The organism is Chryseobacterium sp. MMO-72, assembly GCF_037146035.1.
Lineage (GTDB): Bacteria > Bacteroidota > Bacteroidia > Flavobacteriales > Weeksellaceae > Chryseobacterium > Chryseobacterium indicum.
Map to the genome: position 1 here is coordinate 132,337 of NZ_JBBCWG010000003.1, position 14,356 is coordinate 146,692.

Below are 14,356 nucleotides of genomic sequence, written 5' to 3' on the forward strand. Positions count from 1 at the left end.
TTAGATTGCAGAAGCTACATCTACAGAAGAATCAATTTTCTTGATGAGTCCCTGTAACGTTTTTCCCGGTCCCACTTCCACGAAGTTATTGGCGCCGTCTTTAATCATATTCTGAACAGACTGTGTCCATTTTACAGGACCTGTTAATTGTGCAATAAGGTTTTTCTTAATTTCTTCAGGATCAGAGATTGCAGTTGTTGTAATATTCTGATAAACCGGAATGGTCGCTTTTCTGAATTTTGTTTTTTCAATTGCCGCCGCTAATCTTTCCTGCGCAGGCTGCATCAATGGTGAGTGGAATGCTCCGTTTACCGGCAACAGTAAAGCTCTTTTTGCTCCTGCTTCTTTCAGCTTTGCACAAGCTTCTTCTACAGATGCCGTTTCACCGGAAATTACCAGCTGTCCCGGACAGTTATAATTTGCAGGAACAACAATTCCGCTGGTTGATGCACAGATTTCCTCTACTTTAGCATCTTCCAATCCTAAAATAGCAGCCATAGAACTTGGATTGGCATCACAGGCTTCCTGCATTGCTTTTGCTCTCTCGGAAACCAGCTTCAGACCATCATCAAAAGAGAGAACTCCATTGGCTACCAGTGCTGAAAATTCTCCTAAAGAATGTCCTGCAACCATTTCAGCTCCAAGACCGTTCACGGCTTTTAAAGCAGCAACCGAGTGGATAAAAATTGAAGGCTGGGTAACCTCCGTTTTTTTAAGATCTTCATCCGTTCCTCTGAACATTATTGAAAGGATATCAAACCCTAAAATTTCATTGGCAGATTCCATCAGATCTTTGATGTCTTTTCTAGAATCGTACAATTCTTTTCCCATTCCTACGAACTGAGAACCCTGCCCTGGAAATACAAGTGCTTTCATGTATTAATTTAAAATATTATGCAAATATAATTATTATGTTAACAATATTCTTTAGCCTTTATAAATCCTTTTAAGGAACGAGCCTTATGACACGGTATCCCGTGTTTACATAAGCACCGTTTGCTTTGGATTTTACAAACTCAAATTTTGTAGCAAGCTGAGTCTGTACTTTATTCATCTGCCTGAAGATCTCTCCTTTTTTGTTTTCTCTGGTCAGCATATCATTTACGATATCAAAGCCTACAATGGCAAACTTAGGAGGTGTTTTGCAGTATTTATTTTTATAAGCGGCAAGAATTTCTTTTTCAAAACTACCTTCTGTATTGATCTTTCTGTCCATAAGGTACACTAAGTGTGCCTGACTAAGATCGTCTACTTTTCTCTCGAACACCGGAGCGTAATACATGCTGAATGCTTTTACTCCCTGAACTTCTTTGGACAAAGCGATTACTCTGCCGGCAAAAGCTTCTCCTGCTGTATCATTATCACTTGCTAAAATCGCGATCACCGGAGCAGACTGTCCTGTCATCATATTTTTATCAAGCTGAATATCCGCTGATGAATTTACGATGGTGATGTTTGGATTTCTGAGTGTTTTCTCAAGACCTGCTTTAATGTAATTGGCATTCTCTTTTTTAGAATCTGCAACTATATAGATTTTCTGATCCGAGAATGCAGATTTCACTTCTTCTACAATTTTATCGGCGTAAGTCTGATAGTTTGTTTCCACGATAATCAGGTTGCTGTAGTTGTATAGTTCCGGAGAGTTGGCAAATGGCGCAACAATCGGGATTTTCTGGTTCTTTGTAAAGTCCAGAACATCTACAACGTTAGACTTGAAAAAGGGACCGATAATTAAGTCTGTATTATCCGGATTTATCTGGGTTAATGAATTTCGGAACGAAGCTTCATTTCCGGAATCCACAATTTTTATATCTAATTTTTGTCCGTTTCTGGCATTTCTTTCAATAGCAAGTTTTGCGCCCGTAAGAAAGTCCAGCGCCATTGTGCGATATTGTGTTTCTCCTGTGCTGTAGCCAAAAGGAAGCATCATGACAACGCTTAACGCATCACCGTTTTTCTTTACATAGGCAGGATCCAGTTTTTTTATTTTTAAAACCATTCCTGTTTTTAATCCTTTTGAAAGTTCAGGATTAAGAGCAATTAATTCATCAATGGTAACGCCGAATTTGTTAACAATCGAAAAAACGGTATCCCCCTGCTGAACAGTATAGGTTACATAATCGTCTTCCGAAGAAACCGTGTTAGATGAAGATTTTTCATTGCCTGAATCTACTTTTGTTTTCGGATTTGTATTTTCCTGAAAAACATCAGCTCCGGAACTTTTTGTTCCAGACTTCTTTACTTTAATAGATTCTCCCGGTTTTAAACCTTTTTCTTCCAGTCCCGGATTTAGAGCAAACAATTCTTCTTTTGTGATATTGAACTGTCTTGAAATTCTGTAGTAATTATCTTTCTGCTGTACGATATATTCGTCGTCCGAAGCTTTTACAGCATGAGTTTCAGCTACAGGTTCCACAGGTTTTTCCACCGGAGAAGTATGTACGGCAACATTTTGTTCTCCGCCATATTTCTTAATGCTTTCAAGAGGCAGGGTAACTTCATCCCCGATCTTCATATGAGCATCCAATTCAGGATTCAGTTTTCTGAGGTCTGTTTCAGAGATTCTGTATTGTTTTGTGATACCGTAAATGGTCTGCTTTGGCTGTAGAATAATTTTTCCAAGCTGGGAGTTACCTACAGGCTTTGAAGCAACAGGCGTTTTTGATGAAGCAGAAGCTGCCTTATCATTTTTCACGGTAAGAACATCTCCAAGCGCCAATTTACCGTCCTTCACGTTAGGATTTAGTTTTAGCAATTCTTCTACAGTAAGACCGTATTTTTTAGCAATATTATAAGGAGTATCTCCTTTTACAACGGTGTGTGATTTTTGAGCGGACATACCCAAAACCATACATAAACTGGACAGAATAAAAAACCTCTTTATCATATTCGGTGATTATAAATGCAAAAATACTTCTTTAAAATTAAATGACAATAATTATTGGTTTTGAAAAGACTAAGCTTGTGTTCCGATCAGAATTTCATTGGACTATTCTGATAGTACATTTGCTTCGGAACCAAAGGCTGTTTTACCTGAAATATTCTTCATCTCCTGTATAAGAGAGGCAAAATAATTTTCCATCATTTCATTTTTTTAAATGCAATAATAGATTCTTTATTCTTAATAAGCAATAACTATAAATTCTGACTTTTCTATTTCTATTTTTTCTAAACAAAAATCTAACCATGAATATCCATGATCTGCAAAAAATACGCTGAAATTATATACTCGTTCCTGCCAGTTTTTAGAAGGATTTACCTCCAAAAAAAGATTTTCCAGCCGCTCCAATAATTCACTTTTTTTTATTTTTTCTGCATGAAGAAGACGTTTTTTCATTCTTCTGAAGGATTTCAACTGTCTTACCTCTTCTGCTTTCACCATATTTCCGAACGATTTTTCGGTGGTTTCAGCGATATTTTTAAGTTCGGCAAACTGAGTGATAAGTGTACTTTCTTTTTGTTCCAGCATTTCCAGAATGGAATTATCTTCCAACATTTTATTGTTGATGACTGTTGTAAAGTTCTGGAAGAAATCTTCTACTTTCAGATTCAGTTTTTCAATTTTCCCCAATGTTTTTTCTTTTAAAAACAGCATTGAATTTCGGGGAATAAGAATCGGGAAAGGGATATTTATTTTTGAAAAGTAATCTTTGAGTTCCAGCCAATACATGATTTCTGCATTTCCTCCGATGTAGGCAAGGTTAGGAAGAATTGTTTCCTGATAAACAGGACGCATCAGTGCATTCGGACTAAATTTTTCCGGATAGTTTTCAAGTTCATTTAAAATTTCTTCTTCAGTGAACTGAATATTTTTATCTACAACGAAGTATTTCTGACCATCAAAATCAATCCTGTCTCTTGTATCGGAAAGATAGAATAAATTAATCTCGCGCGGATTCACCTGAACTTTTCCGTATTTCCCGGTTAAGAAATCTACTTTTTCTTTTGAATTTTTATATAAGCTGAAATTCAGCAGTTCATCTTTAAAGGTTTCCTTGATCTGATTTTTAAGGGCTTTAGAATCACCATCTAAAATCAATAAACCAAAGTCTGAGAACAGTCTGTTAACTAAAATCTGTATTGCCTGAGTTAATGTATTTCCTGTTTTATAGGCTTCTTTCAGCATTAAAATCAGTTCCGTTCCGAAAACGTAGTCTTTGAATTCTCTTTCAAATTCAGAAATAAAAAATGTATGGTTGATTTCTATTCTTCCAACCGGACCGCCTGATTTTTCATTGATTTCGTAAAAATTGTTCTCGGTTTTAAAATGATTAATTTCCGCAAAGTCATGATCTTCGGAAGCCATCCAATATACAGGAACAAAGTTGAAATCAGGAAAATTTTCTTTTAAGTAAGTACAGGTTTTAATGGTCTGTAAAATCTTGTATATAAAAAAGACGGGTCCTGAAAAAAGATTCAACTGATGACCGGTTGTAATGGTAAAGGTATCAGAAAGTCTTAAATGATCTAAATTTTCTTTCTGTTTAGAAGAAAGTTCAAGATGGACAAGCTGTCTTTCTAAGTTACTGGCTAAGATATTTCTCCGATCCGTAGTGAAAGAATTCTGTTTCTGCGCGATCTGTTTTTTAAAATGATCTAAAGAAAATGTTTTTTCTTCAAATTCCTCGATATCGTGATTCAAAAAATCTTTGATTAGCTGAGGTATGCTCTGGATATCGTGAAAAGATATTTTATTTATAGTTTTCAACTCTGTATAAATTTTAGTTGAACAAATACCATACAATTCCCATATTCAGCCTGAAATCGTAGACCGGATAGCTTGGAAATGCGTACGCTTTGTTGTGAGAAAGGAAGGTTCCTACCTGTTGTCCTTCAATAAAAAAGAACATTTTTTTAACTTTCAGATTAAAATAAACATCGGCAATCGGCTGTCCTCCGATAGAAAATGAATTGGAACCCGGCAAAATATATTCGTTAAGAATAGGAAAAAATTCTCTTGAAGCAAATTTTGAAAAGTAATATACTTTAAGTCCTGTCTGAATTTCGGCAGCATTTTTAAATGCCTTCGACTGGAAAAAGAAGTTCGCACGACCAATGAAACCGGGTAGCGGCAACAAGTCTTTGTTGGTTAAGACATTCTGGAAATGCAGTCTTGTATTTAAGTGAAATTTTCCGTAGCTGAATGTAGCATCACCTCCGATCTGAGAAATATTAACCGGACTTCCGCTTTGCTGAGGCATGGCAATTTCGTCAAAGTACGTATAATTATCTATTCTGTAATAGTTGGCAAATAATTCTGTTTTGAACCACTTCAAGCCAAGACTTCCTCCGATTTCTGTAACCGTTTGGTTTTGGGCATTCTGAAAATAATAGTTGTAATTATTATAGACAGAAGTATTCAGCAGATAATTGAAGGATGGATATGCGCTTTGAAAGTTTACTTTTGCATTTACGAAGTAATCTTTTACAGGTTCGAATTTAAGATTGTTTGTCGTTTTTAAATAAGTTCCGAACTGGCTTCCGTTAGAAAACTCTAAAAATGAATTCAGCTGAATTTTATCGAAAAGTTTTATCTGTAAATTTCCCACTGCCCCGATTCGGCTTTCTTTAATTTCTGTCGGAATCACTAAAATCGGAAGTGTAATTTCGTTGGAACCGAATTTAAGCATCTGGTAACGGAGACCTGCATCAAGCTTAAATTTCTCATTGTCCCAAACCAGACTCACTGTATTGCTGAAGTTGTCCGAATATTTTTTTGAAGTAAGCGGAGCCCCTGTTACAAGTTCGTCCGGAGCATCATACCAATAATTTTCCGTCGCGCTCTGGGCATAATAATATTTATTTCCCTGATGAGAAATGGTATGTCTTATTTTAAAAGGAATTTTTTCTGATTTAAACGGTGCAAACTGATGAGTTAAATAATATCTTCTATAGGAATACTGTGAGCTAGAAGATGCAAGATTTACCTGCATATTCTGTCTGTTTTTTGAATTGCTGTCGCCGTTCTGAAACAAACTGTCTACTGCAATTCCACCGTTTTCCTGATTGTTTACATTTTGATGAAGATAGTGTGCAAACAATTCATAATTTCCGCTTTTTGAGACGTAATGTCCTGTAAACAAAGTATTGTTATTGGATGCCAATGAATTCCTGTACATTCCCTGAGAACGCAATCCGCTGTATTCCAGAGAAAAATTAAATCTTTTCCCAATATTCTGGGTATAAGAAGATCTTAAAGCGGCTCCATTTTTCATTGCATTATGGTAAATGAAGGTTGCAGTCGGCGTTTTTACGTCATAGTAATTGATATCATTAACGCCTAAAATCCAATACGATTTGTTGGTTGGTAATAGTGATAAATTTTGCTCGGCATTCACTTCATAGATAATCGGATTAAATCCTGCCCCAATATTTGCAACCTGCACTTTTCCAAAATTATCTTTATTGTTATACTGAGAAAAAATATACGTTTTATCGAAAGTCATTACCGTATCAAAGACTTTCTTTTCAGAAAACTGCTTCTGATAGAGATAATCATTAATAGTCGGTTTAAATATTTTTAAAGAGTCTTTTCTCCCGGAATCGATAACGAGCGTGTCTTTATCTTTGGGAAGCTTATTGAAGTCTGTTTTGTTGACGACCTGGGCTTTTAAAAACACTGATACCAAAATCAATAATACAATTGAATATTTCATAATGAAGATTGTTATGCAAAAGTAGGAAAATTGAATTAAGTATGTATATAGGTGATTATACTATATGATATATTTACCTCAATAAAAAAGACCGCCTTCGTAAAGACAGTCTTTATAAAAAATATTCAATTTAATATTCTTACCAAGAAGGATTCTGAACCATATTGGGATTTGCAAAAATCTCAGAGTATGGAATTGGTAATGTCATTTTTTGAACATCTGGGAAAGATGTATTTGGATATGCAGTTGTTGCATCTGAAGATAATCTAACAACTGTTTTATTGTTTCGCTTAAGATCTGTCAGTCTTTTACCTTCAAGAATACACTCTCTAGCCTTTTCATCCAAGATTTTATCTACAGCATCCTGCAATGATGTAAACGCAACAGAAGCGCCTGCATTTCTAGCAGTTCTAACTGCTGCGTAATCAGTAAAAGCTCCTGCTAAGTCTCCAGACTTGGCTCTTGCTTCAGCTCTTACAAGCATCATTTCTGCTGTTCTTATAATTTTAATATTAGCAACTCCTGGAGTAGCACTGGGACCATAATATTTGTAATGAATAAGATTTCCAGAAGATGTCTTGAAATATGAATTTACTCTAAAATCTGTTGATGCATATTTTGAAAATGATGTATTAGCAACATACCAGAAGAATCCAAGAGATGGTGATCTATAATTCCCACCCATTGTAGTATTTACAGATCCTGCGATATTTATTTGCTGAAAAATAACTTCACTTCCGTCAACAGCAGACGAATTTGAACCAGCACCAGAAATAGGATCTATCCATAAATTAGCAATATCTGCGGCTGTAGTCTTTAAAGATTTACCAGTCAAAGACTGAGTAGCAAAAGTTACCGAATTTGCATAATCTCCAATTTCCAAATAAACCAGCGCTTTTAATGCTCTCAAAGCCGACAAAGACATTCTTTTATTAAGAGTGTTACTTGGATTTAAAGCAATTGCCGCATCCAAATCGGCCAGTACTTTTTGATAAGACACTTGCATATTATCTCTGGCAGGAATATCGTAAAGATTTTCGATTGCCCCAGTTGTAACATACGCACATCCTAAAGCTGTGGGATTATATTTAGGGGAAAAATCTTTAAGTACAAGAAAATGTCCAAAAGCACGCATTCCTAACGCTTCAGCCTTAATTTGATTTTTAGATAAGCCATTAGCTCCGTCATTTGTGACTTTATCAATATTATCTAAAACTTTATTTGCTGTAAAAATTGTTCTATATAGAGAATTCCATAATGCCTGAATATTAGAGTCTTGAGATGTAATAGCTCTACTCCATAAAAATACGCCGCTTCCATTATTTGAAGGAGCTATCCTTACTTCGTCAGTCATCATAGATTGGATAAAAGCATCACTACCAACTGGCATTGTCTGATAAGAGTTTAAAAGAACTCTATCTAAATTATTTATATCCGATAAAGTAGCTTCATCAATTACAAGCGCATCTTTACTTTCATCCTCTAACAGATTTGTACAAGAAGAAGTAGCAGTTAATAAAAAAACTGAAGAAAGTAATAATATATTTTTAAAAAATCTATTTTTCATTTTTTAATTCTTAAAATGTTATTGTTGTACCAATAGTAATAATTCGTGGTGTCGGATATTCATATTGCGCAATATTGTTATCATCATCAGGATCAAAACCTGTCCATTTTGTCCAAGTGTAAAGGTTATTTATATCAGCAAATATAGAAACTCCTTTCAATCCAGAGTTTGCTAGCAAACTTTTAGGAAACTCATATCCCAATCTTACATTTTTAAATCTCAGGAATGATGCATCTTCTATAAATTTAGATGAGAACTCAACTTTATAAGCAGCTCCCTGAACATCTGTTACCTGACCAGGAGTAGTCCAAATATCCAATTGACTTACGTTTTGATTCAAGTACCAAAAATTTGGATTTTCCTGAAAGAATCTTTGATTATTAAATCTCGAAAATCCACTTTTCCACTGAAATAATGTATTAAGGAAAAATCCTTTGTAATTTAAATCCAATCCAAACCCTCCTTTATATGGTGGAATATAAGTTCCAAATCCAGTTTTACTATTTGAAGCATTATAAATTTCCGTCGGATTACCATTGATATCTTGATAAATAGGAGCACCTGTTTGTGGATTAACTCCTACCCATCCAACAATGTAATGACTCCCAAACTCTTCTCCAACTCTAATAATTGAAGTTCCACTTTCAAATTGTCTGACCTGACCCAAATCTAAGATTTTATTTTTATTGTAAGCAAAATTTGCGAAAAGAGAAACTTTCAAGTCATCATTTCTGATTACATCTCCTCGCAAATCAAATTCAATTCCTTTATTACTCATAGATCCTCCATTGTAATTACCTATACCAGTATATCCTGAAGTCGCTGATAAATTGTAGGTAACAAATAGATCATTTGTTCTTCTGTCATAAACATCAAAAGCTCCTGATATTCTATTATTAAAAAAGCCGAAGTCTAATCCTAAATTCACCTGTCTTTCTTTTTCCCATCTATAATCAGGATTGTATGGTGTACCCACTGATAATGTTCTTACTCCATCATACAATCCTGCATAATTTAAATATTGAGTATCATTGTATGGATTCAAAGATGTTGGATCCCCTGTATTACCTGTTACACCATAACTTGCTCTTAATTTTAATGTGCTAACTTTTGAATTTAGTAAAAAGTTTTCTTTGTTTATAGCCCACGCAATTGAAGCACCTCCGAAAGTCCCAGATTTTTTATTTTTAGCAAACTGAGAACTTGCATCAATTCTTATATTAGCATCAATAAAATATTTATTATCATAGTTGTAAGATGCAAAACCTAAACCAGATAAAACAGTAAATCTTGTGCTTCCACCGGATACCGCCGGCAATATAGTGGACGAAACAGTAATTGCCGCAGGAGTATTACCTAGGGCTTTGTCAAGACCATATCCCGTATATCCAAAACTTTCTCTAAATCGTCCGATATATTCCCCTAAAATAAATGCTTCAAAATTATGAACACTATTCCAAGAATTTTTATAAGTTAATCTGGCATTAGTATTTAAAGTAGTCCAGTTTGCAATTGATTTGCTTAAGGAACCAGATTGTCCGGGCGAAGTTGTAGAACCATAATATGTATTAGGATTATTATAACTCGTTGTATTATTTTGCGTAAAGTCTACTCCACCTGCTACTCTTGCAGTTAAATGTGGACTAAAATCATACTCTCCATAAACATTTGACAATATTTTAATTTGATTTCTACCATTTTTTCCCTCTAATGTCTGCTCTAAAGCTCTTGCACCATAGTTTAGTCTCAAAGACGCAGCATCAAATAGACCTTGATTTACCCCATAAGTCCCATCTGGATTATACGGTGTAAAAACAGGAGCTGTTGCTACAGCAAAATATGGATTATTTGTAAATACTCCAGCCTCACCTCTAATATTATTTAATTTACTAAATCCTAAATTAGTTTGAAATCCAAAGCGGAAATTTCTTCCATTTCCAGAATTAATTTTAGCATTTAGTGTATATCTATCTAAATTAGATGCTAAAGAAATTCCTTCTTGACTAAATTGTGCTAATGATAAATAATAATTTGTATTGTTTGCTCCTCCTGATATTGCAACATCGTTGGACATTGAAAAACCAGTTCTGAAAAAGGTCTTTCTCCAATCTGTATCCACTCCTTTGTCCTTGTAAAATGCAACATCAGAATCACTAAAATTCCCCCAAAGACGATTCCATTCAAGCCATTGGCTTGCATTCATTAACTCATAATTCTGTTTGCCTCTCTCTGATATACCTACCTGACCTGTATATTGTACTTTAAAACCATTTTTACCATTTTTTGTTCTAACAAGCACCACGCCAGCACCACCAGAAGCTCCGTATTGAGCTTTAGAAGCCGCGTCTTTTAAAACAGTTATTTCTTCAAAATCATTTTGATTGAGTGATGCAAATGCTGTTGAACTCAATGGAATCCCATCAACTATATACAGCGGTGTATTTCCACCATTAATACTTCCGATCCCTCTGACAATAATATTTCCACCGCTCCCAGGTTGCCCAGATCCCACTGCTATATCTACACCCGCCATTCTTCCCCCTAAATTCTGAACAAAGTTAGCTACTGGAACATTATTGATCTCAGATGCCTTAATTGTAGAAACTGAAGTTGTTATTGCTTCTTTTTTCTTACTTGTATAACCAACAAGAACAACTTCATCAATTTGTCGTTCTTTAATCGTATCCTTCTTCTTATTTTGAGCAACAACTGCTACTCCACCTAAAAAGAAAAATGTCCCGATAGTTAACACTTTTAATTTCACATTCATATTAAACAAATTTTATATTTAAGAAAAACAAAAATGTTAATAAATTTTAACATTACCAATTTTTTTTTACTTTTTTTTATTTTAAATATGCTAAAAAGACATTTCATTGTAATAAATCAACAACAATTATTTATAATTTGCACAAAAAAATATGATTATATTTGAATTTCATTATAAAAAACGTAAATTAACAAATTTTAAATATAACACCAAATATTATTTAGAATAATTATAAATTAAAAAAAATAATCCGACTTATACAGTCGGATTATTGTCTCATATAGATAAAATATTATGTTATTTTAACTTTTTCTTCACAGCAACTTCTTCATAAACTTCAAGAATGTCGCCTTGTTCAATATCATTGTAGCCTTTCAGGTTCAATCCACATTCGTAACCTTTGGTTACTTCTTTCACATCATCTTTGAAACGTTTTAAACTTTCAAGTTCACCATCGAATTTCACGATACCGTCTCTTAGCAAACGTACTTTAGACTGTCTGGTAACTTTTCCGGTAAGAACCATACAACCTGCAATGGTTCCCACTTTAGAAATTTTGAAGACCTCACGAATTTCAACATTACCGATAACCTGCTCCTGAATTTCAGGAGAAAGCATCCCTTCCATTGCTTCTTTTACCTCATCAATCGCTTTGTAGATTACAGAATAGGTTCTGATCTCAATTTCTTCACGGTCCGCAAGATCTTTTGCATTTGCTCCGGCTCTTACGTTGAATCCAATAATAATTGCATCAGATGCTGCTGCTAAGTTGATATCAGATTCAGTGATCTGTCCAACCCCTGAGTGAAGGATTTTCACGCTGATCTCTTCTGTTGATAATCTTTGTAACTGATCAGACAATGCTTCTACCGAACCATCTACGTCACCTTTAAGGATAATATTCAACTCTTTGAATTCTCCTAAAGCAATACGTCTACCCAATTCTTCAAGTGTCGTATGCTTTTTAGTTCTGATGGAAAGTTCTCTCTGAAGCTGCTCTCTCTTGTTGGCAATTGCTTTACCTTCACTTTCATCTGCATAAACACGGAATTTATCACCCGCTGTAGGCGCCCCGTCCAGACCTAAAATAGTTGCCGGGATTGAAGGACCTGCTTCTGAAAGATTTTTACCTCTCTCGTCAAGCAAAGCTTTCACTTTACCGTGGTTTTTACCAGCTACCACATAATCACCAACTCTTAAAGTTCCGGTTTGCACCAACATAGTTGCTACATAACCTCTACCTTTATCCAAAGATGCTTCGATAACAACTCCGTTAGCGGAACGATCAGGATTTGCCTTTAATTCAAGTAATTCAGCCTGTAATAAAACCTTTTCAAGCAATACATCGACATTGTTACCAAATTTAGCTGAAATTTCCTGCGCCTGAACATTTCCACCCCATTCTTCTACCAAAATATTCATTCCGGAAAGCTGCTGACGGATGTTATCAGGATTCGCATTCGGTTTATCAACCTTATTGATTGCAATAATCATCGGAACCCCTGCAGCCTGTGCGTGAGAGATCGCTTCTTTTGTCTGAGGCATTACATCATCATCCGCAGCAATTACGATAATTGCAATATCGGTAACCTGTGCACCTCTCGCTCTCATTGCCGTAAAGGCTTCGTGACCCGGCGTATCTAAGAATGTAATTCTTTGTCCGTTTTCCAGTTTCACGTTATAAGCACCAATATGCTGAGTAATTCCTCCTGATTCACCAGCGATTACATTGGTTTTTCTGATGTAATCCAGTAATGAAGTCTTACCGTGGTCTACGTGACCCATCACCGTTACGATCGGAGCTCTCGGAAGAAGATCTTCCTCGTTATCAATGTCGTCTTCAGAATCAGTATCTTCAAGATCTGCATCAGAGAATTCTATTTTATAACCAAATTCATCAGCTACCAGCAATAAGGTATCTGCTTCAAGCCTCTGGTTCATGGTAACCATTACACCTAATGAGAAACAGGCAGAAATTACTTCTGTAGGAGATACGTTCATTAAACTTGCCAATTCACCAACCGTGATGAATTCTGTTACTTTTAATGTTCTGTCTGCCGCATCAATTTCCTGCTGACGCTCGTCCTGTTCTCTACGGAAGTTTCTTTTATCTTTTCTGTGTTTTGCAGATTTAGATTTACCTCCTTTATTGGTTAATTTTTCAAGGGTTTCCTTGATCTGGTTTTTAACTTGTTCGTCTGTTAACTCAACAGGCATCGTTCTCTGACCCGGTCTGTTACCTCCTTGTCCGCCTCTGTTGAATCCACCTCTGTTTCCACCTTGTCCACCTTGACCTTGAGGACGGTTTCCTTGTCCGCCCTGGTTATTTCCAAAACGGTTTCCACCTTGACCTCCCTGTCCTTGTGGACGGTTTCCTTGTCCACCCTGACCTTGAGGACGGTTTCCTTGCCCGCCCTGGTTATTTCCAAAACGGTTTCCACCTTGACCTCCCTGTCCTTGTGGACGGTTTCCTTGTCCCTGATTATTTCCTCCCTGTTGGTTATTGTTTCCACCCTGCTGATTTCCTCCGCCCGGTTTCTCAATTCTCTTTCTTTTCTTTTTAGCTCCAGCTCCAGGTTTAGGTGCAAACTGAGTTAAATCGATTTTTTCTCCAACGATTTTAGGACCGTCAAGTTTTTGATAAACGGTTTCAATTTTTTGTGGTTCCTGAGACTCCTCTTCTGCTTTTGCAGGTTCAGCCGGTTTTTCTTCAGCTGGTTTTGCAACCGGCTTTTCAGCAACAACAGGCTGCGGAGTTTCTTTTACAGGTTCTGCAGGTTTAGCCACAGGTTTTTCTTCTTCTTTCTTCTCCTCCGCTTTTGGTTTATCTTTTTTCACAGGTCTGTTTCTGGATTCGATCTGGGAAAGATCTATTTTATCAAGAACTTTAAATTCCTGCTTTTCAGGAGTTGCCTTAACTTCAGGAGCAGGTGCAACTTCTTCTTTTTTCTCTTCCACCACAGGCTGTGGTTTTGGAGCCGGAACTTCTTCCACTTCAGGTTTTTTAGGTTCTAAATCTATTTTACCTAAAATTTTAGTTTCCGGTTTGTTAGCTTTAGCTCTTATTACTTCAGGGGTTTTCTTTTCTTCAATTTCCAGTTTTTCTTCCGGAACTTTCGTGATCACCACCTCATGGGAAGCTTTACGCTGTTCGCCGTCCTTGGCAAACTCAGCCTCCAATGCAGAATATGCCGCTTCTTCTAATTGAGCGTTAGGATTGCTTTCAACCTCAATGCCTTTTGACTGTAAAAATTCTACTAATCTGGACATCGAAATATTGAATTCCTTAACCGCTTTATTTAATCTAATTTTTGGCATCTATATTATTTACTATTTTTTTTAATTCTTAAAATTAAAGTATTT

Annotated in this window: 7 protein-coding genes; all 7 read right to left on the reverse strand. The window is 35.9% G+C overall.

All coding sequences use genetic code 11. The features are described 5' to 3' along the window. The 7 genes from fabD to infB all read right to left on the reverse strand — a co-directional run bounded on the left by fabD (position 1) and on the right by infB (position 14,311). A complete protein-coding gene (gene fabD, locus WFH39_RS05830; protein WP_336689141.1) occupies positions 1-876 on the reverse strand; it encodes an ACP S-malonyltransferase in 876 nt (291 codons plus the stop codon). A gap of 70 nt (positions 877-946) precedes the next feature. Beyond that, complete coding sequence (locus tag WFH39_RS05835) at positions 947-2,887, reverse strand: LysM peptidoglycan-binding domain-containing protein (RefSeq protein ID WP_336689142.1); 1,941 nt, start codon at positions 2,885-2,887, stop codon at positions 947-949. A gap of 234 nt (positions 2,888-3,121) precedes the next feature. Then, the gene (gene bshC / locus WFH39_RS05840; RefSeq protein WP_336689143.1) at positions 3,122-4,708 is read right to left on the reverse strand and encodes a bacillithiol biosynthesis cysteine-adding enzyme BshC; all 1,587 of its coding nucleotides are present in this window, start codon (positions 4,706-4,708) and stop codon (positions 3,122-3,124) included. Between the two features lie 13 nt (positions 4,709-4,721). After that, complete coding sequence (locus WFH39_RS05845) at positions 4,722-6,656, reverse strand: putative porin (RefSeq protein ID WP_336689144.1); 1,935 nt, start codon at positions 6,654-6,656, stop codon at positions 4,722-4,724. A 139-nt stretch (positions 6,657-6,795) separates the two neighbouring features. Next, positions 6,796-8,223, reverse strand: coding sequence for a RagB/SusD family nutrient uptake outer membrane protein (locus tag WFH39_RS05850; RefSeq protein WP_336689145.1), 1,428 nt, complete (start codon positions 8,221-8,223; stop codon positions 6,796-6,798). A gap of 10 nt (positions 8,224-8,233) precedes the next feature. Continuing rightward, a complete protein-coding gene (locus WFH39_RS05855; protein WP_336689146.1) occupies positions 8,234-10,993 on the reverse strand; it encodes a SusC/RagA family TonB-linked outer membrane protein in 2,760 nt (919 codons plus the stop codon). Positions 10,994-11,290: 297 nt separating this feature from the next. After that, the gene (infB, locus tag WFH39_RS05860) at positions 11,291-14,311 is read right to left on the reverse strand and encodes a translation initiation factor IF-2 (RefSeq protein ID WP_336689147.1); all 3,021 of its coding nucleotides are present in this window, start codon (positions 14,309-14,311) and stop codon (positions 11,291-11,293) included. Positions 14,312-14,356 lie beyond the last annotated feature (45 nt).